Genomic DNA, 22,831 nt, shown 5'->3' on the forward strand with positions numbered 1-22,831 from the left:
GCTTCCGTGAGCGAGTCCACGAGCGCCACGTACGCAGCCGCCGGGGTCAGCATCGACGCCGGCGACCAGGCCGTCGAGCTGCTCAAGCCACACGCCGAGCGGGCCACGAGGCCCGAGGTGCGCGGCGGGGTCGGCGGCTTCGCCGGGCTCTTCTCCCTCAAGCTCGACAAGTGGAAAGAGCCGATCCTCGCCTCCTCCACGGACGGCGTCGGCACCAAGATCGCGGTCGCGCAGGCGCTCGACAAGCACGACACGGTCGGCATCGACCTGGTCGCGATGGTGGTCGACGACCTCGTCGTCACCGGGGCCGAGCCGCTGTTCCTGCAGGACTACATCGCGGTCGGCAAGGTCGTGCCGGAGAAGATCGCGGCGCTGGTCGGCGGCATCGCCGAGGGCTGTGTCCAGGCCGGCTGCGCGCTGCTCGGCGGCGAGACCGCCGAGCACCCGGGCCTGATGGGCGAGCACGACTACGACCTGTCGGCCACCGGCGTCGGCGCGGTCGAGGCGTCCGCGCTGCTGTCGCCGGAGAAGGTCCGCCCCGGTGACGTCGTGATCGCGATGGGCTCGTCCGGGCTGCACTCCAACGGCTACTCGCTGGCCCGGCACGTGCTGCTGGACATCGCGCGGATGCCGCTGGACGGGCACGTCGAGGAGTTCGGCCGCACCCTCGGCGAGGAACTGCTCGAGCCCACCAAGATCTACGCGAAGGACTGCCTCGCGCTGGTCGCCGAGACCGAGGTGCGCACGTTCGCGCACATCACCGGCGGCGGCCTCGAGGCCAACCTCGCGCGCGTGATGCCGCGCGGTCTCGTCGCCAAGCTCGAACGCGGCACGTGGACGCCGGCCTCGGTGTTCGCGCTGATCGGGCAGCGCGGCAAGGTCGAGCGCGCGGAGCTGGAGAAGACGTTCAACATGGGCGTCGGCATGGTCGCGATCGTGTCGGCCGAGGACGTCGACCGGGCGCTGGCGGTGCTCACCGCGCGGCACGTGCCCGCGTGGATCCTCGGCGACGTCCAGCCCGCCGAAGACCCGGACGGCCCGCGCGCGGTGCTGTCCGGCGACCACCCGCGGTTCTGAAAGCCGCTTGCCACGTCTTGAGACACTGAAGACATGGCGGAGGACGTACGCGTCGGCGCCCGGTTCGTGATCCCGGGCGCCGAACTGCGAGAGCGGTTCTCCCGGTCCTCGGGGCCGGGCGGACAGGGCGTGAACACGACGGACTCGCGCGTCGAGCTGTCGTTCGACGTCGCGAGCTCCGCCGTGATCCCGCCCGCGCTGAAGGAACGCATCACGACCCGCTTGGGCACGCGTCTGGTCGACGGCGTGCTGACCATCGCGGCCAGCGAATACCGCTCCCAGCTGATGAACCGCGACGCGGCTCGGGAGCGGCTGGCTGACGTGTTGACGAAGGCTTCCGCGCCGCCGCCTGCCAAACGACGTCCTACGAAGCCTTCGCGGGGTTCGAAGGAGCGCCGTTTGGCGGCGAAGAAGCGCCGCAGCGATGTGAAGCGCGGTCGCGGCGGTCGGTACGACGATTAGCTCAGCGACAGGTGCACGCACTCACCGGCGACTTGATACCCGGCGCGTTGGTACACCGTCCCGATGCCGATATCGCCCGGCGTAAGGAAAGCCGTCCGTGCGCCGCGTTCGTGAGCGAGGCGCGTCAGGCGCGCGGTGATGGCCGCCGCGATGCCTTGTTTACGGTACTCAGCCGCTACGGCGATGCCGACGATTTCCGTCGCGCCGGACACGATGTCCAGCGCGATTCCGCCGCCCACAATGGTTTCGCCGTGTTCGGCCAGGACGGTCAGGTAGTTGCGGTTGCGTTCGACATCAGCATCCGACACCTCCGGCGACTCTCCGAAGGCGACGTTCTGCACGGACCTCAGGCGGCGGAAGTCGTTGTCAGTCAACGGTTCCCGCAGCTGAATGTGGTCCGGTGAAGCACAGTCGACGCGGTCCTTGGCGGTGCAGATCATCACGGGGACGCGTCGTTCCAGCGTGAAGCCTGAGGCGACGAGGGGCGCCTCGACGTCGGGAGCCGCGTCGGTGAAGAACTCCAGTCGTGGCAGGAGGTTTCGTTGCTGGTAGGCGGAAATCAAGAGAGCGATCTCGGCGGACGAGGGCTTCGCGCCGTCGTCGGGGATGGCGTAGTTCTCCATCGGATGTGAGCTGTCCCGGGCGAAAGTCGCCAGGAACGGGCCGATTCGCTCGGTGTCGCGGCCGATCGGTGCGGTCGCGCGAACGTATGCCTGAAGGGCGGACATCTCTGGTGGAAGCCTTTCGGGAAAGAGGGAATGCAGCACAAGAACCGGGCAGGGCGAACCCCACGACCGGCGCGCAGGCCGAACAGCTCAGGCCACGCGGCCGGACTGGGCCGTGGCGGAGCACATAGGCATTCCTTCGTCCGAAACGAACTTCCCGTTCATCGTCTCAGGCCGGGCAAGCGAATTAACGGGCTCAGCGAAGGGCGACGCGCGCCTGGTCCACGATCCGAGCCAGATGCACGCCCCGACGGACATCGCAGGGGTGCGTGGTCGTTCCGCACGACACCATCGCGGCGAAATCGTCCAGCAGCGCGGTGTACGCGTCGTTCGCCGTGCCGGTACGGCCGAGCGTGCGGAAGCCGTGCTCGCCGAAGACCGAGTACTCGACCACTGTCGGCTGCACCGGCAGGCGCAGGCTGAGCGTCGCGGTACTCGTGATGCCGCTTTCATGTTCGAGCAGCAGTTGCCACAGGTCCTCGGGACCGCGGTGCGCGGCGAGGACGTTGGTGATCGGGCCGAGAGCGGCGTCGAGCAGGTCGAACGCGTGCGGGCCGATATCGGCGAGCGCGCCGGCAGCTGGATCCTGCCGCCAGGCCGAGGTCGCGTACTTCCCGGCGAGCAGTGCGCCGGACAGCCACCGCACGCTGCCGCCTCGCCAACCGCCAGCAGCGGTGACGCCGTCCAGCCAATCGCGCGTCTGCTGGGCGAACCGCAGCGTCAGCATCACCAGCGACGCGACGCCAGCGGAGGCCACCGCATCGGCGAGACGCTGCGCCGAGGCGAGGTCGGGGGCGATTGGTTTCTCGAGGATCAGGTGCTTGCCCGCCTCCGCGGCCCGGGTGGCCAGTTCGGCCTGCACCGTCGGCGGCACGGCGAACGCGAGCGCGTCGACCTGCTCGAACAGCTCGTCCAGATCGCTGGTCGGCACGGCGTCGTAGGCCTGCGCGAGCGCGGCGGCGGCTTCCGGCCGCCGGCTCCACACGGCACTGAGCACGGTCCCTGGATGATCCGCGAGCCCGGGGGCGTGCACCGTGGTGGCCCACGGTCCGGTTCCTACGAGGCCGACGCGCAACTGGTCCTGTCCCACGCCCGGAAGTGTAGGTGTGGCCGCGGTCGCTTCCAGCGGGGCCTGCGGTGCGTTAACGTCGACAAGTTCTTCGCCACGAACGGGGGAAGCCGGTGAGAATCCGGCGCTGGCCCGCAACCGTGAGCGGCCCCGCGAGGGACCGCGAGCCGGATCGCCCGTCGTGGTCCGATCGATGCGAGGTACATCTGACATGCGGTTCGTGCACGCGCGGCACTGGGGGCGAGTCCTCGCCGGCTGCGCTCTTCTCGTCGCTACCGGTTTAGGCGGTGCGTCCTCCGCCTCCGCGACCACGCCCGGCAAGGGCACCGACGGCTATTGCCAGGACGACAACGGCGTCACGGTCATCGTCGATTTCCAGGGGCTTGGCGGGGAAACCCTCATCCGGTGCGCGCCCGGCAAGCAGGAAAACGGCGTTACCGCCCTGCAAAACGCGGGCTTCGAGCTCAGCGGCGCGGGCAAATACGGCCTGGCCGTGATGTGCAAGATCGAGGGCAAACCCGCCGACCAGACCTGCACCGGGATGCCGCCGGAGAAGGCGTCGTGGAGCTTCTGGACCGCCACCAACGGTGGCAAGTGGGCCTCGGCGCAGGTCGGCGCGCAGAGCTGGAAGCCGCCCGCCGGGGCGTTCGAGGGCTGGTCGTTCGCGATCGGCAAGTCCTACACCGAGTATCCGCCGCCGCGCACCGAGCCGGTGCGCAAGGCCGCCGCGCCCGCCCAGGCTCCGGCGTCCACTTCGGACAGCAGCTTCCCGTGGGGCCTCGTGATCGGGCTCGGGATCGTGGTGGTGATCGGGCTGGTCGGGGCGTTCGTCATGACGCGCCGCGACCTTGACGAGAAGTCGCCCTTCCTTCGCCGCAAACGTGGCGGGAAGTAGTTCGCGAGCGCTCCATCCCGGCGCGTGGTGGGTGTGGGCGCTCGCGCTCGCCGTCGCCGCGAGCCGGACCACGAACCCGGTTCTGCTCGCCTTGGTGATCGCGGTGGCCGGGTTCGTCGTGGTGCTCCGCCGCGGCGACGCGCCCTGGGCGCTGGCGTTCCGGATGTACGCCTGGATCGCCGGGGTGATCCTGGCGTCGCGTGTGCTGTTCCGGATCCTGATCGGCGGCGAGGACGGCGGCCACATCCTGTTCACGCTGCCGACTATCCCGCTGCCGAGCGTCGCCGCCGGTATTCAGCTCCTCGGCCCCACTTCGGCCGAGGAGCTGCTCGGCGGGCTCTACGACGGGCTCCGGCTGGCCACGATCGTGCTTTGCATCGGAGCCGCGAACGCGCTGGCGAACCCGAAACGCCTGCTCAAGGCCGTACCCGGCGCGCTGTATGAGGTGGGTACGGCGGTCACGGTCGCGTTGTCCGTGGCGCCGCAGCTGGTCGAAAGCGTGCAGCGAGTGCGCCGCGCGCGTCGGCTGCGTTCTGGAAAGACGCGCGGCCTGCGGTTCGTGAAGGGGATTTTCGTGCCGGTGCTCGCCGACGCCATGGATCGATCGCTGCAACTCGCGGCGGCCATGGATTCCCGCGGCTACGGACGGCGCGCGTATCTCTCGCCGCGCGTCCGGATGCTGATCGCGACCTGCGTGCTGGCCGGGCTGGTCGGCGTCGCGGTGGGGGTTTACGGCGTGCTCGACGGGTCCGCGTCGTGGCTCGGCGTGCCGATGCTCGTCGCCGGTCTGGTGCTGGCCGCCGCCGGATTCGTGCTGGGCGGACGGCAGATTCGGCGCACGACCTATCGGCCCGATCCGTGGCGGCTGCCGGAGACGCTGGTCGCGCTGTGCGGCGTCGCGACCGCGGTGCTCGTGCTGATCGCCGACCCGGTTTCGCTCACCACCCCGGCCAGCCCGCTGACCTGGCCGGAGCTGCCGCTGCTGCCGACTGTCGCGGTGCTGATCAGCGTGTTGCCCGCTTGGTTCGCGCCGCGTCCGGCGCTGGTGTCGGAGGTCGCCCGATGATCGAGTTTTCGCACGTCAGCGTCACGTACGACGGGGCGGACCGGCCGGTGCTGCGGGACGTCGACCTCACGATCGAGGAGGGCGAACTCTGCCTCGTCGCCGGCCGCACTGGTGTCGGTAAGTCGACATTGCTCGGCGCGATCAACGGTCTCGTCCCGCATTTCACCGGCGGCACGCTGAGCGGACGCGTCGAGGTCGCCGGGCTCGACACCGCGACGCATCCGCCGCGCGAGCTGGCGTCAGTGGTCGGCGTGGTCGGGCAGGATCCGCTGGCCGGATTCGTCACCGACACCGTCGAGGAAGAACTGGCTTACGCGATGGAGCAGCTCGCCGTCGCACCGGACGTGATGCGCAAACGCGTCGAGGAAACCCTGGACCTGCTGGGCATCGCCGAACTCCGCGACCGTCCACTTCGGACGCTCTCCGGCGGGCAGCAGCAACGCGTCGCGATCGGCGCGGTGCTCACGGCGCACCCGAGCGTGCTGGTGCTGGACGAACCGACATCGGCGCTCGACCCGACCGCGGCCGAGGAGGTACTGGCCGCGATCACCCGGCTGGTGCACGACTTGGGCACGACAGTCGTCGTCGCCGAGCACCGGATGGAACGCGTCGCGCAGTACGCCGACCGCCTGCTCTACCTGCCCGGCGACGGCACCGTGGTCTCCGGCCCACCGGCGGAGGTGTTCGCCGAGACCGACGTCGCGCCGCCGATCGTCGAACTGGGCCGACTCGCGGGTTGGTCGCCGCTGCCGCTTTCGGTCCGCGACGCCCGACGGCTCGCCCGTCCGCTGCGGGAACGCCTGGCCGAGCGTCGCCCCAATGTGGCATTGGGTGCATGCGACGCACCCAATGTGGCGTTCGGTGCATCTGACGCACCCAATGCCACATTGGGGCGTTCTGGGGAGGCGGTGCTCAAGGCGAGGGGCGTGCGGGTCCGGTACGGCGGCGTGAACGCGGTTCGCGGCGTTGACCTGCGGCTGAACCAAGGCGAGGTCGTCGCGCTGATGGGCCGGAACGGCTCGGGCAAGTCCTCGCTGCTGTGGGCGTTGCAGGGCAGCGGACCCCGCTCCGACGGCACCGTCGACGTCCTCGGCGCAGACCCGAAGACACTCCGGTCGCGCGCTGCCCGCACGCGGGTCGGGTTGGTCCCGCAGACCCCGTCTGACCTGCTGTATCTCGACTCAGTCGGCGCGGAATGCCGACAGGCCGACGTCGAATCGGACGTCCCGCCAGGCACCGCGCGGAAGCTGCTCGACCGCCTTGTGCCCGGCATCCAAGACGACACCAACCCGCGCGACCTGTCCGAAGGCCAGCGACTCGCCTTGGTCCTCGCCGTGCAACTCGCCGCCGCACCGCCTGTCGTGCTGCTGGACGAGCCGACCCGCGGCCTCGACTACCCGGCGAAACGACACTTCGCGACCATCCTCGCCGACCTGGCCGCTGAGGGGCACGCGGTGCTGCTGGCCACCCACGACGTCGAGTTCGTCGCCTCCGCCGCACACCGCGTAGTGGTCCTGGCCGAGGGCGAAGTGGTCGCCGACGGCCCGACCGCGGACGTTGTCGTAGCCTCGCCCGCCTTCGCGCCGCAGGTGGCGAAGATCCTCGCGCCGGAGCCGTGGCTGACCGTGGACGCGGTGGCGAAGGCGCTGGCGTGACCGATTTCTTAGGCCCAGCCGTCCGCATCCGGCGCCGCACGGCGCTGGTGCTGACGGCCGCCGTCGTGGTCGGGCTGGCGATGTTCTGCTGGCCGCTGCTCGCCCGCAGCACCGTCGGCACCTCCGCGCACGTGACCGACGCGCCGTTCGTTTTCCTCGTGACGCTGCCGGTGCTGATCCTGATCGTGCTGGCCGAGCTGTCCAGCGGCGGACTCGACGCGAAGGCGCTCGCGCTGCTCGGCGTGCTGTCCGCGGTGAACGCCGCGCTGCGTCCGCTCGGCGCGGGCACCGGCGGGATCGAGCTGGTGTTCTTCCTGCTCGTGCTGGCCGGGTGGGTCTTCGGACCGGGCTTCGGGTTCGTCCTCGGCTCGACGTCGCTGTTCGCGTCCGCCCTGCTCACCGGCGGTGTCGGGCCGTGGTTGCCCTTCCAGATGCTGGCGTCTGCACTGGTCGGCCTCGGCGCCGGGCTGCTGCCGCGCCGGGCGAAGGGCCGGTGGGAGATCGCGATGCTGGCGGCCTACGGCGTGGTCGCCGCCTACTTCTACGGGCTCGCGATGAGCCTGTTCACCTGGCCGTTCCTGGCGAACCACACCGCGCTGGATTTCGTCCCGGGCGGCCCGCTCGGCGAAAACCTGCACCGGTTCCTGGTCTTCACCGTGCTGACGTCCACGTTGGGCTGGGACACCGGCCGCGCGCTCACGAACCTCGTCGCGATCGTCGTGCTGGGCCCGGCGATCCTGACGGTACTGCGCCGGGCCGCGCGACGAGCGGCGTTCAGCTGACCGACTGGCCGACCTTGTCCAGCACCTCGACGAACTGGGCCATCCCGGCCGCGTTCGGGAAGTGCGAGGTGTCGATGTCGTGCACCTCGAACCGCGTGCCGGGCGTGCGCGCGTCGGCCTCGGCGATCATCCGGTCCTGCAAGGCGAGCGGCACCAGACGGTCTTGGAGATGCCGGACGTAGCATCTACGGACGCGCCCCCACCGCTCCGGCGTGCCGCGCGAGTCGGTGGCGCCGCGGCCGATGATGTCGTCCGGAGCCATCGCGTTGAGCAGGGCGTAGAACTCGCCGTCGGTGGCGTCCGCGCAGAGCGCCGCCTTCGCCGCCGTCAACGCCTCCGCGGAGGAAGAACGCCAGTTGAAACGCATCGCGCCGATCACCGCCGGGTCGGCCGCGATGAACCCGAGCATCGCCCCGACCTGCGACGACGCAGCTTCAGGCGTCGTCAGGTACTCCTCCGGCGTCGGCAGTTCGACACAGCAGAACGCGGCGTCGTAGACCAGCGCCGACACCAGCTCCGGGACCTCTTCGGCGACGAGCGTGACCAGCGCGCCGCCGATGCTCGACCCGACCAGCACGACCGGACCCAGCGCCGCCGCCCGGCGGACGACGTCCACAGTGGACGCGACCTGGTCGGCAACGGTCACGCCGGCCAGCGCCGACGGTTCCGTGGCGAACGCGCCAAGATCCTGCGGAGCCTGATACGACAGCCGAAACTGCTGCTCCGGCTGTGGCACCCCCACCCCGCGATACCCGCGCAGCACGAGTTCCGGCGGGGCGGCGGACACGCCGTTGGCACCGGCGGCGAAGACGAACGTCGAAGTCATGCCGCACAGTCAAGCGACCCGCCCGGCCCCGCACAGCGGGGAAAGGTGGATCAGGCCCGCAACTAAAGTCAGGAGTAGGAGTAGAACCCGCGGCCGGTCTTCTTGCCGAGCAGCCCGGCGTCGACCATGCGCAGCAGCAACGGCGGCGACGAGTACAGCGGCTCCTTGAACTCGGCGTACATCGAGTCCGCGATCGCCTTGATGGTGTCGAGGCCGATCAGGTCGGACAGCCGCAGCGGACCCATCGGGTGCGCCGTGCCCAGCTCCATGCCTCGGTCGATGTCCTCGGCCGAGGCGAAGCCCGATTCGATCATCCGGATCGCCGACAGCAGGTACGGCACGAGCAGCGAGTTCACGATGAACCCGGCCCGGTCCTGCGACCGGATCACCGTCTTGCCCAGCGCGCCGGTGGCGTGCTCCTCGGCGCGGCGGGCGGTGTCCTCGCTGGTCAGCAGCGACGGGACCAGCTCGACCAGCGGCAGCACCGGCACCGGGTTGAAGAAGTGGATGCCGACGACCTGCTGCGGACGGCCGGTGGCCATGCCGAGCTTCATGATCGGGATCGACGACGTGTTGGACGCGAACACCGCGTCCTCGCTCTCGACGATCTTGTCCAGTGCCCGGAACACGTCGACCTTGGCCTGTTCCTGTTCCAGGATGGCCTCGACGACGAGATCGCGGTCGGCGAACTCGGCGATGTCCGTGGTGAAGCGCAGCCGCCCGAGCGCCGCCTCGGCGTCCTCGGCGGCCAGCTTGCCGTTGCGGACGCCGCGTTGCAGCGACTTCTCGATGCGCGCCTTGCCCGCGTCCAGAGCGGGCTGGTTCACCTCGGTGACCAGCACGTCCAACCCGGACCTGGCGTGCACCTCGGCGATGCCGGAGCCCATCAGCCCTGCTCCGACCACACCTACTCGTGCGATGTCGCTCACCCGTCCAACTCCTTCGTCACCTCGCCGACAGCAAGTAAACGGGCAGCACACAACGCACGAGGGCGTCTCGGACCTCAGTCCGATTCCGCCCTCGCGTGTCGTGTGCCTGCGTCAACGGCGGTACTCGTCGTACCCGTCGTCGTACGGGTCCTCGTACCGCTTGTCGTCCTCGTGGTTGTCCGAGGAACTACTCGACAGCTCGCGCTGCAAAGCATCGAAGTCGGTTTCGTGGGAGCTGTATTTGAGCTCGCGCGCCACCTTCGTCTGCTTGGCCTTAGCCCGGCCGCGCCCCATGGCTCGACCCCCTCGCACAGGGGCGGGGCGGCCGGGGGAATCGGCGGCCCCGCATCGTCTCGACAGTTCTTTCCTGCTGACACCGTACCGTGTCCCGGGGGTTGGATGCGACGTGGCACGGTGTGCTCGTCGCGACAGTGTCCGCCGGACGCCGGTTACCGGCACGTCGATGCCGATCGGCCCTGGTCGGCGTGCCACGATGCTCGGGTGCTCCGACCCTTCGTGGCCTATCTGCGGGTGTACGAACCTCTGCGCGCGCTGGGCGATCCTCCCGCGCAACAGCTGGTCCAGGCCGTTTCCGCGGGCGGGCTCAGCCGGGTCGGAATCGGCGAACGCGAACAGTGGATGTGGCTCAAGTCACAAGCGGCCGCGCCGGTGCGGTTGCTGCCCGCGCAGCTGCGCGACGGGCGGCCCTCGCCGAGCCTCGTCAACGACGTGCTCGTGCTCGACCCGGCCGACGTCCCCGCCGGTCACTCGGCCGAGGGCCCGTTCGCGTGCCCGCTCGAACTGCGCGCCCGCTCGGCCGCCGCGCTGAGCACCTTCCTCGCCGACGCCGAGCCGGCGTTGCGGATCGCGGTCCTCGACTCCGGCGGCGTCACCGCGGAGCGCGCCCGCGCCCAGACCAAGGCCGCGATGACCGACCTCACCGCGACCGCCGCGCACACCCTCACCACCACCTGGACCGTCCCGCTGCCCTGGTTCTCGCTGATCGACCCGGACGAGCGCAAGCTCGTGCTCGGCAGCGGCCCGGCCGACCCGACGCGGGAAGCGTCTTGGCGCACCCCGATGTCCGAGGCGCTGCGGCGGGCGTCCGACGCGGGCGAGCTGATCGAGACGACCTTCGGCGACTCCGGCCCCGGCCGGGTGCTCTCGCAGACCCGCCAGTGGCTGGAGAGCTTCGACCCGGACTCGGTCGTCGAACTGGACTACGGCGGCCTCGTGCAGCTGTTCGCCGACTCGCTGCTGGACGCCGACTCCACCGCGGAGGAGGTCCACGACATCCTCGACGCGCTGCGCACCGGGAACGTCGAGGAGCTGGCCGAGCTGTTTTCGCAGCTGCGCGAGTTCTGGGGCGACCTCGCGGCTAAGGAGCACTCCAACTGACCCGCAGCTCGCCCTGGCGTTCGCTGCCGCCGAGCACCGGCGGGTGAGCCAGGTCGGCCAGCTCTTCCGGTGCCTCGATGCCCAGGCGAGCGAGGACGGCCATGGCCAGCGGCGCCAAGGCCCGCTTGTTTCCGTCCGAGATCTTGATCGCACACGCGGTGCCGTCGCCCAGCGTGAACGCCAGGACGCCCTCCGCGCCGCTCTTCGACAGCAGCCCCGGCACGGCCTGCATCAGCAGGGTGTCTTCCCGGCCGGTGCCCGCGACCAGCCACGGGTGCGCCCGCATCGCGTCGGCCACCCGGCGTTCGTCGGTGCCTGGGTCGGCCTGCGCCAGCCGTCCGAATGACCGCGCGAGGCCGGTCGGCGAGAACGCGAACAGCGGCGCGCTGCAGCCGTCGACGCCGACCGCGGCGATGGATTCGCCGGTCAGCTCCTCGACTGTCTTCGCGAGCTGGACCTGCAGCGGATGGTCCGGCAGCTGGTAGCCGTCGGTGGGCCAGCCGTTCGCGACGCAGGTGGCGAGCATCGCGGCGTGCTTGCCGGAGCAGTTCATCGTGATCTTCCGCGGCTCGTCGGCCGCGCGCCGGGCGTCCTCGCCGATCGGCAGCTCGGCCGGGCAGGCCAGCGCCGAGGGATCGAGCCCGGCTCCGGACAGCATCGCCGAGACGCGCTCGAGATGTCCGGTTTCGCCGGAATGCGAGGCGCAGCCCAGCGCCAGGTCCGCGCCGTCGTAGCCGAGCCCGGCGCGGAGCATGCCGACGCCCTGCAGCGGCTTGTTCGCCGACCGGGGGAAGAACGGGCTGGTCACGTCGCCCGCGGAGAACTGGACGGAGCCGTCCGGCGCGGTCACGACGAGACATCCGTGGTGGACGCTCTCGACGAACCCGTTCCGGACGACCTCGACGAGGATCGGCTGGTCGGTCATTCCTCGACGCGCCCCAGTTCGCTGTCCAGCAGCTGGTCCACAGTGGCCGCTCCGCTGCTGTAGCGCCCGGCGATCTCGGCGTTGAGCGTGTCCATCACGCCTTGGACCTGGCGGCGAAAGGAAGACACGGACGCTTCCTCGGCCGCGTACGTGTCCAGCGCGGCGGCGAGCTTGTCGTCGGTGAGCGAGCCGACGTCGGTGAGCCCGGTGTCGCCGATCAATGCCTCAGCGTGCCTTCGGTGCTCGCCCGCGCGGGACGGTTCGAGCTGCTGATGGCGGCCGGAACCGGCGGCCGGGCCGAGGGCGTTGTCGGCGAGGATCGACGCGAGCCGGTCGACGATGCTGGCTTCCCCGCCGGACGAGCGGCGCTCCTGTTCGGCGCGCACGATGTCGATGCGGGCGTGCAGGAGCCGGCGCAGGTAGGACAGGTCTGTCTCTTCCTGCGCGGCCTCGTCGCGCCGCTCGCGCAGCACCGGGAGCGGCAAGTCGCCTAATCCGGTGAGGTATCCCGGGCCGAGGACGCGGTCGATCCGTCGTCGCCCTCCGGGACGCACTTCGATCACGGGCACATCCTGCTCCACATTCCGCGACGACGCTACCGTCGAGTTCACTTCAGCCCCGCAGTCTCTGCGCTGCTTCCCGTCCGGGCGCCGCGTGTTCGCCCGGCACCGAGTCCGGATCGACAGTGGCCTGGACCACTCGATCCTCGTCGCCTGCCAGCAGTTCCGCCCCGCCCGGCACCGAGCGCTTGACCAGCGCCAGCGCGATCGGCCCGAGTTCGTGGTGCTGCGCGACCGTGCCGATCCGGCCGACCACGCGCTCGCCGAGCTTCACCGGGTCGCCGGTCTCCGGGGTGATCTCCGGCGAACCGTCGAGGTGCAGCAGCGCGAGATACCGCGGCGGGCGGCCGACGTTGTGCACCTTCGAGACGGTCTCCTGGCCGCGGTAACAGCCCTTCGCGACGTGCGCGGCCGAGCCGATCCAGCCGACCTCGTGCGGGATCGTCCGCTCGTCGGTGTCGACGCCGAGCCGCGGATGCCGCGATTCCACGCGCAGCGCGTCGAAAGTCCACGAGCCGGCCGGACGCGCGCCGGCGTCGGTGAGCCGTTGCCACCATTGAGCGAGCTGCGCGCGCGGGACCACGAGATCCGCGCCCGCCCGCGTCGGCCACGGCATCCGCCGGGCGAAACCGCCCTCGGGCAGCGCGGTCACCGAGTACGGCTCCGCGCCGAGTTCCACGCCGAGCACGCTGTCGGTCTCCGGGCCGAGCACCGAAAGAACGGCCAGTTCTTCCGTCGCGTCGCGAATCTCGACCTTGGACCAGAATTTCATCGCTTCGAGGTACTCGCGCAGGGTTTGCTTGCCGCCCTTGGGCAACGCGCTCGTGGCGACCGGATCGGGATCGCTGTCGAGGTACACCGTGTCGCCGGTGTGCGCGAGCACGAAATGGGTGTCGACGTGGCCTTGGCTGTCGAGCACGAGTGCCTCGGTGCCGGTGCCCTCGGCGAGTTCGGTGACATGTTGCGAGATGACCAAATGCAACCAGGACAAGCGTTCTGGTCCGGTGACGGCGAGGATTTCGCGGTGGGAGCGGTCGATCACGACCACTCCTCGGGCGGCGGTGCGCTGCTCGGCGAACGGATCGCCCCAGTGCCACGGAACTCCGGCTTCCGGGTGGCCCTCGGGCGCGGCGACCGCGCGGGGGATTTCGAGCAGCGGCGAGCTGTACGGCATAACGCTAAGGGTAAGTGAGTACCTTGTGGGGATGCGCGTTCTCGCCTTCCTAGACGGTTCACTGGCCGACCCCAAAGCCGCCCACCTCCGGGTCGACGACCTCGGCCTGCTGCGCGGGGACGGGGTGTTCGAAACGATCCTCGTGGCGGTGAAAAAGCCGCGGGAAATGCGTCCACACCTCGACCGGCTCGCCCGTTCCGCGGCGATGCTGGACCTGCCCGCGCCGGACCTCGACGGCTTCGCACGGGCCGCACAGGCGGTCGTCGACGCGTGGGAGGGCGGTCCGGAAATCGCGCTGAAACTCGTGTACACGCGGGGTGTCGACGGTGATCCGGAAGGCAAGCCGACGGCGTTCGCGATGGGCCTGGAGGTCGAGGAGAAGGTGCTGCGGGCGCGCACCGAAGGCGTCTCGGTGGTGACTCTGGAGCGCGGTTTCGGCCCCGAACTCGCCGAGCGCGCCCCGTGGCTTTTGCTCGGCGCGAAAACGGTTTCCTACGCGATGAACATGGCCGCCCTGCGCGAGGCGGCCCGTCGCGGAGCCCAAGATGTGATCTTCACCGCTACCGACGATTCGGTCCTCGAAGGACCGACGTCGACGGTCGTCCTGGCGAAGGAGCGGACGCTCTACACCCCGCCGTCCACTGTTGGCATCCTGCCAGGAACGACGCAGTACGCGTTGTTCCGCGGCGCGGAGAAGGCCGGTTGGTCGGTGAAGGTGGAGCCGCTTTCGGTGGACGACTTGCTGCGGGGGGACGGCGTTTTCCTCACGTCGTCGGTGCGGAAGGTGACCCGGGTGCACACGCTGAACGGGACGGAGCTGCCGGAGTCGTCGGCGCTGCACGGGGAGCTGGTGGCGGCTTACGAGGGCGAGTACTGAGCGGCGTTCGCTAGTGGTTATGCCGGTTCTCGCCGGCATAACCACTCACGACCCGCTGATCAGCACCACCGACGGCGTGACCCCCTCCGCCCGGTACGCGCTGATCTTGTGGTGCCCGTCCACCAGCAGCGGCCGCGTACCGGACAAAACCACCGCCACCGGACGGTGTCCGGAGCGAATCGCCGTGCGGTAATACGCGACGCGGGCATCGTCGTCGTCCGGCCAGTCGCTCGCCGGGACCAGGTCGGGACCCTCGATGCGCTGCGGGCCGCTGACCCGGTACTGGCCGTCGACGAGCAGCGTCAGCAGTTCGCGCAGGGTTTCCGCCAGCGGCAGGCGCAGCTGACCGGTCGCGAGCGCGATGCGCAGCGACTGCGGCAGCTCCGCCCGTCCTCCGGTGTTCAGCTCCAGGAAACCCGCGCCGCCGGTGATCGTTACCCGTTCCACGCTCACAAGGACGCGTGGAACCGCACCAAGGTTCCGGGGCGTGCTTGAGCGAGTGCGCCGAGTGACTCCCGTCTCACGACCGCGACCACCGGATAACCGCCCGTGGTCGGGTGATCGGCCAGGAACACCAGCGGCAATCCGTTCGGCGGGACCTGGATCGCGCCGGTCAGCACGCCTTCGCTGGGCAATTCCGAATTGGACACTGTGGACACTCGACGTAACGGCGGCCCGTCAAGGCGGACCCCCACTCGGTTGGATTCCGCGGTGACTGTCCACTGTGTGTTGAGCGCGCTCGCGGGGTCGGCGAACCAATCGTCGCGGGGGCCGAGCAGGACGGGCACTGTCAGCTGCGACGGCACGGGCGCGGCGGCGATCACGTCGGCACCAGAAGGAATACCAGTGACTGGACCGAGGGGGACTCTCGTGCCAGCTTCCAATGGCGAGGGGCCGAGTCCGGATAGGACATCAGTCGACCGGCTTCCCAGCACTGGTGGCACGGCGATGCCGCCGGACACCGTCAGGTAGCAGCGCAGTCCGGAGGAAGGCCGGCCGATCGTCAGTTTTTGGCCTGGTCGCAAGGGAATCGGCGTGTGCGAGCCGGTTTCCCGTCCGTCCACGGACACCGCGACCGGCGGTCCGGTCACCGCGGCGGTGAACGAAACCGCGGCCCGGACAGTCAGTCCGCCCAGCACGGTTTCGATCCCGGCGGCGTGCTCGGCATTGCCGACCAGCCGGTTGCCGAGCCGGAGCGCGGCGATGTCAAGAGCACCCGACGGTGGGACGCCCAGATGTGCGTAACCGGGCCGTCCGAGGTCTTGCACCAGAGCCAGCGATCCGGTCGAGACGATCTCTAGCGCGCGCATCAGACGCTCCGGAATCGCACGCGGAGACCAGGCGTGAACAACGCCGGTTGCGCGGCGGAAGGATCGAAGAGCGTGGCCTCGGTGTGTCCGATCAAGCGCCAGCCGCCAGGGGATTCTCGCGGGTAGACGCCGGTGTACTCGTCCGCGATGGCTACCGCGCCAGCAGGGACCCGGGTCCGCGGAGAGGCCAGCCTTGACTGCTGCAACTGAGCGGGAATCCCGGCGAGATAACCGAAACCGGGAGCGAAACCAGTGAACGCGACCGTGTAGACCGCGCCAGTGTGGAGCGTGACGACCTCGTCCACGCTGAGCCCAGCGTCCTCAGCGACCAGCGAGAGATCTTCGCCGGAGTAGCGCACATCCAAAACAACTTCGCGGGCATCCCCGGCAGGCGAATGGTCCAGATCGGCCGAAGCCAGCAAGGAACGCGCAGCTTCCAGGGCACCCGCGGACGCGACCACCAGCAGAGTGCGGGCCCCGGGAACGATCTCCTCGACGCCGTCGAGCGCGGCTTCGGTGAGCGTCGCCCGGGCCGCGCTCATTTCCGCGAGCGAGGCGCAGTCGAGCAGGGCGGCGTGTTCGCCGTACCGCCGCCAGCGCACGGCGTCTCCCGGAGCCTCAGCCCACCACGCGGCGCAGCAGCGCGGAAACGTGCGGCTGCATTTCCTGGCCGACCATCGCGCGTTCCTCGACGTACCCGAGGTCGCCGTTCACCAGGCCGTACAGCCGCTGCGCGCCGGTGACCTCCTTGGCCGTCGCGGTGCGGATGACGGCGTCGGTGCCGAGTTCCCAGGACGTCTGGCTGCGCGGTTTCCCGTAGTACAGCTCGACGATGCCGGAGCTGTGCGTGAGCAGCAGTTCCAGGGTGTCGTCCTCCTGCGGCCGCCAGAACCCGGTTTCGCGGGCGGCGGGCCGCAGCACGCTGCCGTCCTCGTTCAGCAGCCACGAGCGCGCCTCGTGGTACAGGAACGGGCGGCCGTCGTGGGCGACGGTCAGCTGCTGGGCGAACTTGATCGGCCCGTCGATCGTCGGGTAGTCGATCTCGCCCTCGCCGCGCCAGACGCCGACAAGCGGCAGCAGTGCGAGGCACGCGTCGTTCAGGTTCGGGCCCTCGCGCAGGTTCGCCGTGTCGTTCGGGATCGGCAGGTCGTCCCACAACGGGAGGTTGCGGTCGCGCGTGCCGACGGCCCGCTCCTCGGCTGCTGCGATGGCCTCGTCGCCACTCGTCATGCTGGTCAGCGCTGGTCGGCGTACAGCCGGTAGACGACAAAGACCGCGAACAGCACGGTGGCGATGCCCGCGATGATCAACAGGGTCGTAAACAAGGTCTCCACAGCGAGGACAATAGTCCGCCCCGGCTCATCCGGCCCTGCGCAGGGTCGTCGCGGTGAGGACGGTCACCGCGAGCAGCGCCGCTCCAGCCACCGACATCGCGGTCTGCAGGCCGGTCGTGAGCGTGCTGCCGTGGTCGAGAAGGGCGCCGAGCGCGGCGACGCCGAGTGCCATCCCGACCTGCCGCGCGGCGTTCACCGTGCCGGCCGCGGTGCCGGTGCGCTGCACCGGAAGCCCGGCGAGCCCGACGACGTTGGTCGGGGTGATGCTCAGGCCGAGACCGATGCCGGACAGCGCCAGCGGGACGCTGAGCAGCCAATACGGGCTCGTGGTGTCGACCAGCAGGAAGGCGAAACTGCCCGCCGCGGTGATGACCAGGCCGATCGGGAGCACCCGTTCCGCGGTGAAGCGGGCGGCGAGCCTTCCGGAGAAGAACGCGAGAAGGGCATTGGCGACCACGTACGGCAGCATCTGCACGCCGGTCGTCGAGGCGGTGCTGCCCCAAGCCTGCTGCAGGTACACGGCGATCAGGATGGGCAGCGGGTAGCAGGCGAAGCCGATCACGAACGACGTGAAGATCGAGGTGGCGAAGCGCGGCTTGCCGAACAGCCTGATCGGCAGCATCGGATGCGGAGCGCGCAGTTCCACCACGATGAACGCGGCCAGCCCGAGCGCGCCGAGCACCGCGACCACAGCGTTGGACGCGATCACGGCGTAGGTGAACGCGCCGATCCACAACGCGCCGAGCACCTGTCCGGGCAGGTCCAGCGCACCGTGCGCCGGATCGGACGACTCGCCGAGACCCCGGCGGCCGGCGAAGACCGCGAAGACGCCGATCGGCAGGTTGACCAGGAAGATCGCGGGCCAGCCGAACGCGTCGGTGATCGGTCCGCCGATGAGCGGCCCGATGACCAGCGCACATCCGGCCACCGCGCCCCACGCCCCCAGCATCCGCGCCCGTTCGCGCGGCTCCGGATACGCGTGCGCGAGGAGCGCGATGCCGCCCGGGATGACTGCGGCCGCCGCGACGCCTTGCGCGACGCGCGCGGCGATGAGCAGTTCGAGCGTCGGGGCGAGGCCGCACACCAGCGAGGCGAGCGTGAACACGGCGAGCCCGCCGAGATAGATCCGCTTGCGGCCGTAGCGGTCGCCGAGAGTGCCGCCGGTGAGGATCACCGCGGAGAGCGCGACGGTGTATCCGTCGACAATCCATTGCAGGTCAGTGAATTCGGCATGCAGTTCGCGCTGGATGGTCGGCAGCGCGACGCTCACCACGCTCGCGTCGAGCAACGCCATGAAGCTGCCGACAAACACGGCGATGGCCAGAAGTGGGCTCCGCGCAACGATTTTCGTTTGGGACACTCCGCAACCCTGTGTCCTCAAGCCGACTTGAGGTCAAGCGTCCGGAAAGCCGTGAAGGGCCCCTTGAAGGAATCAGATTCCTTCAAGGGGCCCTTCACGGACCGTTGATCAGGTGTTGTCAGGCAACCGAAATGGCCAGCTGGTGCAGGCCTGGGCCTTCCGCGGTGACGTTGGCTTCGCCGTTGCCGGTGCGGTGCAGCGCGCGCACCGTCCAGGAACCCTCGGCCGCGTAGAAACGGAAGTCGCCCTCAGCCGAGGAAACGACCTCGCCCGCGAAGTCGCCGCCGCCGTCGAGCAGCCGGACGAACGCGCCGCCGACCGGACCCTCGGTGCCGGTGACCTTGCCCGCCAGCACGACCTGGCCGTTGGTGTCGAAGTCCGCCGGGGTCGCTTCCTGCACAGGTGCGCTGCAGCCGTCTGCCATTACTTAGCTCCCAACTCGACCGGAACGCCGACCAGCGAACCGTATTCCGTCCACGAACCGTCGTAGTTCTTCACGTCCGCCTGGCCGAGCAGCTCGTGCAGGGCGAACCAGGCGATCGAGGAACGCTCGCCGATGCGGCAGTACGCGATGGTCGCCTTGCCCTCGTCGTAGCCGGCCTCGGCGTAGAGGTCCTTGATCTCCTGCTCGGACTTGAAGGTGCCGTCCTCGTTGGCGACCTTCGCCCACGGCACGTTCAGCGCGCCCGGGATGTGACCCGGAACCTGCGACTGCTCCTGCGGCAGGTGCGCCGGGGCGAGCAGCTTGCCGGAGAACTCGTCCGGCGAGCGCACGTCGATGTAGTTCTTCGCGCCGATCTCCTTGACGACCTCGTCGCGGAAGGCGCGCAGCGAAAGGTCCTGGTCCTTGGCCTTGTAGGTGGTGGCCTCGCGCTTGACCTCGTCGGAGTTCAGCTCGCGGCCGTCGAGCTCCCACTTCTTGCGGCCGCCGTCGAGCAACTGCACGTTCTCGTGGCCGTAGAGCTTGAAGTACCAGTACGCGTAGGCGGCGAACCAGTTGTTGTTGCCGCCGTAGAGGACCACGCGGTCGTCGTTCGAGATGCCCTTCTCCGACAGGAGCTTCTCGAAGCCCTCCTTGTTGACGAAGTCGCGGCGGACGCCGTCCTGGAGGTCGTTGCGCCAGTCGAGCTTCACCGCGCCGCGGATGTGCCCGTTGTCGTAGGCGGTCGTGTCCTCGTCGACCTCGGCGAACACCACGCCCGGGGTGTCCAGGTTTTCCTCGGCCCACTGGGTGGTGACCAGGACGTCTTCTCGGCTCATGGAAGCTGGCTCTCTTTCTTGGTTGGGTTTACGAGGACGCCCGCGCGGGGCTGAAACGCTTGATCAGCAGGTACACCTGGCACCCGAGGCAAAAGTTGAACGCCGCGTTGAGGAACGCGGCGAAGAGCGCGAACGCGGTCGCGACGACGCCGAGCGGCGGCACGCCGGTCGCGAAGCCGATCGTGCCGACGAGCGCGAACACGAACCCGACCGCCTGCGCGAACCGCAGCGGAGCGGCGTCCTCGCGCTCGGTCGGCGGCCCGAGCCGCGGCGCGACGACGAGCCGGTACAGCACCGAGTACGGCGCGGGCTTGAGCCCGACGAACGCACCGATCGCGAAGACCACGGTCTGCAGTGCGAGCAACGGCCACCACTGCGTGACGAGCACGACGGCGAGCACCACCGTGGTCACGATCGCGGCGAACCTGGGACCTCGCGGGTCTACGGCCGGTCCGGCGGACATGGGTTCCTCCTGCTCAGTGCGAGGGGAAGGGCGTGCGGGCAGCACGCGGCGAAGACGGGTACAGCGGAACGGCGCGAGACGTGCTTCAGCGCCGGCCGGACGAAGGCAGACACAAGCTGCTGCGCACGCGGCAGAAATCGACCGCGCGGCGCTGCGTCAGAAGGGTGATGGGCAGCTCGTCCACAGGGGGGAGGGTACCCAGGCTCGCTCGCTCCCGGAACCATGTTCATTCCTTGGGACGAGGTCCGGATCCTGAGAATCAACCGCCGCGGACGCCCGGCTGGGCACTGCCCCAATGTGGCATTGGGTGCGTGGGACGCACCGAACGCCACATTGGGTGCGTGGGACGCACCCAATGCCACATTGGGGAGCTTTAACGGGGCCGGGCGTGAGGGGGCAGCTGGAGCCGGGCGGCGAGAGTCAGCGCGGTGCCGTGGCGAGGTGCGGGCGGAGCGCCTCGAGCAGCTCCGGGCCCTTGGGCACGCCGCCCACGCGCAGCAGTTCCCGGCCTTCCGGGTCCAGCGCGAGCGTGGTCGGCGTGCTGAGCACCGACAGCGCCTGCGCGACCTCGGGACGTTCGGTGACGTCCAGGTCGACGTGGTGCAGGCCGTCGGTCTTCTCCGCGAGCGACGACAGAATCGCCCGCGTGTGCCGGCACGGGGTGCAGAACGTGGTGGAGATCTGCACCAGGGTGACGGCGGATCGCGGATCAAGGGCCTCGGCGACCGGAGCGGGGAGGGTGCGGGTCGCGGCGGCCGGTTTGGCCGCGCGGATCCGGCCGTTGCGGGCGCGCAGGACGAGGCCCGCGGCCGTCGCCACGACCAGCGTCGCCAGCAGCACCCACACTCCGGTCACCGGGATCAGCCTCCGTGGTTGGTGGACAGGTCGGAGAAGTTCACGTCGTGCGCTTCGCCCTTGAGCGTCACCGAACCGCTGTCCACGCGGACCGCGGTCGGCGTGACCGACATCGGCAGCCGGGCGGTGTTGATAGTCGCCCGGAAGTTCGGCAACAGAGCTTTCTGCACAGCTTCCGGAACGATCGTGGTGCTCTGGTCATTCCCGAACTGCAACCGGTAAGGCACGATCGAGATCGACTTCGCCTTGAGCTGGATCAGCGCGAAGCAGAAGATCTCGACCTTCTGCCCGGCCACCTGGACGTCGCCGGAGATCCGCAGTCCGGCGCTGGTGCCGTCGGCCGGTTCGCCGTCGGCGTTGGTCGGCGTCGGGTCCGGCTGCTTGCCCTGGTCGGTGTCGCCGTACTTCACATACGCCTGGGTCGACTGCTCGATCTTCAGGTTCTGGATCTTGTTCAGCGGCGAGACGCGCGCGAGGTCGGCCGCCTTGATCGTCACCGCGCCGGTGAGCTTGCCGATCTTCACCGCCTTGGTGTTGCCGGACGTGAGGTCCGACAGCGGCGCGATGACGTCCTCGAGTTCGGCGCTCACGCGCAGGTCGCGAAGTTCGCTGCCGACCGGGACGCCGTCCGCGGAAACCGTGATGTGACTGTAGTCACCGGAGAGCGCCTGCACGGTGAACGGGAAGCCGTGGATGGTGACCGACGGATCGTCGCTCAGCCCGAGCTGTGCGCGGGCTTTTTGCGAGATCGTGTGCTCGGCGAAGGCCGCCGCTCCGAAATCCGCACCGACCAGCAGGAGCACCAGCACTCCCAGCACGATGAGCCACCGCCGCACGCGCCTGCCGCGGCGGCCGCCGCCGGGGTTCGGGGCCGGTCGGTCGTCCCGGGTCACGGGCCTGCTCGCCATCGCCTCGGTTCTCCTGTTCGGGTGGATTTCGTCGTGGTGCGGGTCACGCCCGGCGCGTTAGACCAGGTGTGATCGATCCAGCACGAGCTAGGTGCCAGGGTGTTCACCCGCTATTCTCACTTAGCACCGACCGACGCCACGTTCGAGGCGACGAATCTGAAGGCGGTGCGGATCATGAGCTTGGACCTGCTGGTGCTGACGGGGGAACTCGACGCTACCTCCGTACTACCCGCGCTGGACCTGCTGCCGCACACCGTACGCGTACGCGAGCCGGAAGTGACGGCCCTGCTCGACGCGGGCCACCGGGACGTCATCCTGCTCGACGCGCGCAGCGACCTCGCGTCCGCGAAAAGCCTGTGCCGCCTGCTCAAAGGCGCGGAGGACGAATCGGGCACGCCGGTCATCGCGGTCGTCGGCGAAGGCGGTCTGGTCGCGGTCAACGCCGAATGGCGGACTGACGACATTCTTCTGCCCACCGCGGGTCCCGCCGAAGTGGACGCGCGGCTGCGGCTCGCCACCACGCGCGACGGCATCGGCCTGCAGGCAGACGCCGAGCTGCGGGTAGGCGACCTTGTCATTGACGAAGCGACGTACACGGCGAAGCTGCGCCGTCGCACGCTTGAGTTGACGTACAAGGAATTCGAGCTCCTCAAGTACCTCGCCCAGCACGCCGGCCGGGTGTTCACCCGCGCGCAGCTGCTGCAGGAAGTGTGGGGTTACGACTTCTTCGGCGGCACGCGCACGGTCGACGTCCACGTACGGCGGCTTCGCGCGAAGCTTGGTCCCGAGCACGAGCAGATGATCGGCACTGTGCGAAACGTCGGCTACAAGTTCGAGCGGCCGGCGAAGGGCGCGAAGCCGGTGGTCGCCGTTCCGTCCGACGCTTCGGAGCTGACCTCCCGCTGACTTTCGCCGGTAGGG

Annotated in this window: 27 protein-coding genes and 1 riboswitch; of the genes, 9 read left to right on the forward strand and 18 right to left on the reverse strand. The window is 69.7% G+C overall.

Features of this window, described 5'->3' with window-relative positions; genetic code table 11:
* Nucleotides 1-6: 6 nt before the first annotated feature.
* Together purM and arfB are read left to right on the forward strand one after the other, a co-directional pair.
* Nucleotides 7-1,077, forward strand: a complete 1,071-nt coding sequence (gene purM / locus ACFORO_RS15570; RefSeq protein ID WP_354745992.1) for a phosphoribosylformylglycinamidine cyclo-ligase — start codon at nucleotides 7-9, stop codon at nucleotides 1,075-1,077.
* 33 nt (nucleotides 1,078-1,110) lie between these two features.
* Complete coding sequence (gene arfB, locus ACFORO_RS15575) at nucleotides 1,111-1,539, forward strand: alternative ribosome rescue aminoacyl-tRNA hydrolase ArfB (protein WP_354745990.1); 429 nt, start codon at nucleotides 1,111-1,113, stop codon at nucleotides 1,537-1,539.
* On the opposite strand, the gene ACFORO_RS15580 is transcribed toward arfB, so the two are convergent.
* Both ACFORO_RS15580 and ACFORO_RS15585 read right to left on the reverse strand, forming a co-directional pair.
* Nucleotides 1,536-2,267: a GNAT family N-acetyltransferase gene (locus ACFORO_RS15580; RefSeq protein ID WP_377868007.1), complete on the reverse strand. Its 732-nt coding sequence runs from the start codon at nucleotides 2,265-2,267 to the stop codon at nucleotides 1,536-1,538. The genes arfB and ACFORO_RS15580 overlap by 4 nt on opposite strands.
* Before the next feature lie 193 nt (nucleotides 2,268-2,460).
* A complete protein-coding gene (locus ACFORO_RS15585; RefSeq protein ID WP_377868006.1) occupies nucleotides 2,461-3,354 on the reverse strand; it encodes a Gfo/Idh/MocA family protein in 894 nt (297 codons plus the stop codon).
* An 83-nt stretch (nucleotides 3,355-3,437) separates the two neighbouring features.
* A riboswitch (cobalamin riboswitch) is annotated at nucleotides 3,438-3,495 on the forward strand.
* A 49-nt stretch (nucleotides 3,496-3,544) separates the two neighbouring features.
* On the opposite strand from ACFORO_RS15585, the gene ACFORO_RS15590 reads away from it, so the two are divergent.
* Genes ACFORO_RS15590 through ACFORO_RS15605 form a run of 4 tightly spaced genes read left to right on the forward strand, consistent with a single transcriptional unit; the run spans nucleotide 3,545 to nucleotide 7,731 of the window.
* Nucleotides 3,545-4,228, forward strand: a complete 684-nt coding sequence (locus tag ACFORO_RS15590) for a hypothetical protein (protein ID WP_354745984.1) — start codon at nucleotides 3,545-3,547, stop codon at nucleotides 4,226-4,228.
* Complete coding sequence (locus ACFORO_RS15595; RefSeq protein ID WP_377868005.1) at nucleotides 4,215-5,294, forward strand: CbiQ family ECF transporter T component; 1,080 nt, start codon at nucleotides 4,215-4,217, stop codon at nucleotides 5,292-5,294. The genes ACFORO_RS15590 and ACFORO_RS15595 overlap by 14 nt, the downstream gene beginning before the upstream one ends.
* Entirely contained in the window at nucleotides 5,291-6,949 is a 1,659-nt protein-coding gene (locus ACFORO_RS15600; RefSeq protein WP_377868004.1) for an ABC transporter ATP-binding protein, read from the forward strand. The genes ACFORO_RS15595 and ACFORO_RS15600 overlap by 4 nt, the downstream gene beginning before the upstream one ends.
* Nucleotides 6,946-7,731 (forward strand): ECF transporter S component, encoded by a 786-nt coding sequence (locus ACFORO_RS15605; RefSeq protein WP_377868003.1) that lies wholly within the window; start codon nucleotides 6,946-6,948, stop codon nucleotides 7,729-7,731. Before ACFORO_RS15600 ends, ACFORO_RS15605 begins: the two co-directional genes overlap by 4 nt.
* Here the strand turns inward: ACFORO_RS15605 and ACFORO_RS15610 are convergent.
* From ACFORO_RS15610 to ACFORO_RS15620, 3 genes are all read right to left on the reverse strand, one after another.
* Nucleotides 7,724-8,557, reverse strand: coding sequence for an alpha/beta fold hydrolase (locus tag ACFORO_RS15610; RefSeq protein ID WP_377868002.1), 834 nt, complete (start codon nucleotides 8,555-8,557; stop codon nucleotides 7,724-7,726). The genes ACFORO_RS15605 and ACFORO_RS15610 overlap by 8 nt on opposite strands.
* 68 nt (nucleotides 8,558-8,625) lie before the next feature.
* Nucleotides 8,626-9,486, reverse strand: coding sequence for a 3-hydroxybutyryl-CoA dehydrogenase (locus ACFORO_RS15615; RefSeq protein ID WP_354745974.1), 861 nt, complete (start codon nucleotides 9,484-9,486; stop codon nucleotides 8,626-8,628).
* A 111-nt stretch (nucleotides 9,487-9,597) separates the two neighbouring features.
* A complete protein-coding gene (locus tag ACFORO_RS15620) occupies nucleotides 9,598-9,780 on the reverse strand; it encodes a DUF3073 domain-containing protein (RefSeq protein WP_037716129.1) in 183 nt (60 codons plus the stop codon).
* Nucleotides 9,781-9,987: 207 nt separating this feature from the next.
* Between ACFORO_RS15620 and ACFORO_RS15625 the strand changes: the two genes are divergently transcribed.
* Nucleotides 9,988-10,884, forward strand: coding sequence for a hypothetical protein (locus ACFORO_RS15625; RefSeq protein ID WP_377868001.1), 897 nt, complete (start codon nucleotides 9,988-9,990; stop codon nucleotides 10,882-10,884).
* Here the strand turns inward: ACFORO_RS15625 and ACFORO_RS15630 are convergent.
* Genes ACFORO_RS15630 through ygfZ form a run of 3 tightly spaced genes read right to left on the reverse strand, consistent with a single transcriptional unit; the run spans nucleotide 10,865 to nucleotide 13,543 of the window.
* Nucleotides 10,865-11,809, reverse strand: coding sequence for an asparaginase (locus ACFORO_RS15630; RefSeq protein WP_377868000.1), 945 nt, complete (start codon nucleotides 11,807-11,809; stop codon nucleotides 10,865-10,867). The genes ACFORO_RS15625 and ACFORO_RS15630 overlap by 20 nt on opposite strands.
* Nucleotides 11,806-12,372, reverse strand: a complete 567-nt coding sequence (locus tag ACFORO_RS15635) for an RsiG family protein (protein ID WP_354745968.1) — start codon at nucleotides 12,370-12,372, stop codon at nucleotides 11,806-11,808. Before ACFORO_RS15635 ends, ACFORO_RS15630 begins: the two co-directional genes overlap by 4 nt.
* Nucleotides 12,373-12,421: 49 nt before the next feature.
* Nucleotides 12,422-13,543 (reverse strand): CAF17-like 4Fe-4S cluster assembly/insertion protein YgfZ, encoded by a 1,122-nt coding sequence (ygfZ, locus tag ACFORO_RS15640; RefSeq protein WP_377867999.1) that lies wholly within the window; start codon nucleotides 13,541-13,543, stop codon nucleotides 12,422-12,424.
* A 31-nt stretch (nucleotides 13,544-13,574) separates the two neighbouring features.
* Between ygfZ and ACFORO_RS15645 the strand changes: the two genes are divergently transcribed.
* The gene (locus ACFORO_RS15645; protein WP_377867998.1) at nucleotides 13,575-14,420 is read left to right on the forward strand and encodes an aminodeoxychorismate lyase; all 846 of its coding nucleotides are present in this window, start codon (nucleotides 13,575-13,577) and stop codon (nucleotides 14,418-14,420) included.
* Between the two features lie 45 nt (nucleotides 14,421-14,465).
* On the opposite strand, the gene ACFORO_RS15650 is transcribed toward ACFORO_RS15645, so the two are convergent.
* The 10 genes from ACFORO_RS15650 to ACFORO_RS15695 all read right to left on the reverse strand — a co-directional run bounded on the left by ACFORO_RS15650 (nucleotide 14,466) and on the right by ACFORO_RS15695 (nucleotide 21,910).
* Nucleotides 14,466-14,867, reverse strand: a complete 402-nt coding sequence (locus ACFORO_RS15650) for a hypothetical protein (RefSeq protein ID WP_377867997.1) — start codon at nucleotides 14,865-14,867, stop codon at nucleotides 14,466-14,468.
* 2 nt (nucleotides 14,868-14,869) lie between these two features.
* Nucleotides 14,870-15,730, reverse strand: a complete 861-nt coding sequence (locus ACFORO_RS15655; protein WP_377867996.1) for a 5-oxoprolinase subunit C family protein — start codon at nucleotides 15,728-15,730, stop codon at nucleotides 14,870-14,872.
* Complete coding sequence (locus tag ACFORO_RS15660; protein WP_377867995.1) at nucleotides 15,730-16,332, reverse strand: 5-oxoprolinase subunit B family protein; 603 nt, start codon at nucleotides 16,330-16,332, stop codon at nucleotides 15,730-15,732. Before ACFORO_RS15660 ends, ACFORO_RS15655 begins: the two co-directional genes overlap by 1 nt.
* Before the next feature lie 16 nt (nucleotides 16,333-16,348).
* Complete coding sequence (locus ACFORO_RS15665) at nucleotides 16,349-16,960, reverse strand: FABP family protein (protein WP_377867994.1); 612 nt, start codon at nucleotides 16,958-16,960, stop codon at nucleotides 16,349-16,351.
* A gap of 129 nt (nucleotides 16,961-17,089) precedes the next feature.
* Nucleotides 17,090-18,424: an MFS transporter gene (locus ACFORO_RS15670; protein ID WP_377867993.1), complete on the reverse strand. Its 1,335-nt coding sequence runs from the start codon at nucleotides 18,422-18,424 to the stop codon at nucleotides 17,090-17,092.
* Between the two features lie 118 nt (nucleotides 18,425-18,542).
* Nucleotides 18,543-18,848 (reverse strand): DUF1416 domain-containing protein, encoded by a 306-nt coding sequence (locus ACFORO_RS15675; protein WP_377867992.1) that lies wholly within the window; start codon nucleotides 18,846-18,848, stop codon nucleotides 18,543-18,545.
* The gene (locus ACFORO_RS15680; protein ID WP_354745952.1) at nucleotides 18,848-19,684 is read right to left on the reverse strand and encodes a sulfurtransferase; all 837 of its coding nucleotides are present in this window, start codon (nucleotides 19,682-19,684) and stop codon (nucleotides 18,848-18,850) included. Before ACFORO_RS15680 ends, ACFORO_RS15675 begins: the two co-directional genes overlap by 1 nt.
* A 28-nt stretch (nucleotides 19,685-19,712) precedes the next feature.
* Nucleotides 19,713-20,147, reverse strand: coding sequence for a DUF4395 domain-containing protein (locus ACFORO_RS15685; protein ID WP_377867991.1), 435 nt, complete (start codon nucleotides 20,145-20,147; stop codon nucleotides 19,713-19,715).
* 420 nt (nucleotides 20,148-20,567) lie between these two features.
* Nucleotides 20,568-21,002 (reverse strand): TlpA family protein disulfide reductase, encoded by a 435-nt coding sequence (locus ACFORO_RS15690; RefSeq protein ID WP_377867990.1) that lies wholly within the window; start codon nucleotides 21,000-21,002, stop codon nucleotides 20,568-20,570.
* Between the two features lie 5 nt (nucleotides 21,003-21,007).
* Nucleotides 21,008-21,910 carry an LmeA family phospholipid-binding protein gene (locus ACFORO_RS15695; protein ID WP_377867989.1) on the reverse strand — a complete coding sequence of 301 codons (903 nt, stop codon included), beginning with the start codon at nucleotides 21,908-21,910 and terminating at the stop codon, nucleotides 21,008-21,010.
* Between the two features lie 174 nt (nucleotides 21,911-22,084).
* On the opposite strand from ACFORO_RS15695, the gene ACFORO_RS15700 reads away from it, so the two are divergent.
* Nucleotides 22,085-22,816, forward strand: coding sequence for a winged helix-turn-helix transcriptional regulator (locus ACFORO_RS15700; protein WP_354745946.1), 732 nt, complete (start codon nucleotides 22,085-22,087; stop codon nucleotides 22,814-22,816).
* Nucleotides 22,817-22,831 lie beyond the last annotated feature (15 nt).

This window comes from Amycolatopsis halotolerans, from assembly GCF_042647905.1.
In the GTDB taxonomy this organism is placed as follows: Bacteria; Actinomycetota; Actinomycetes; order Mycobacteriales; family Pseudonocardiaceae; genus Amycolatopsis; species Amycolatopsis halotolerans.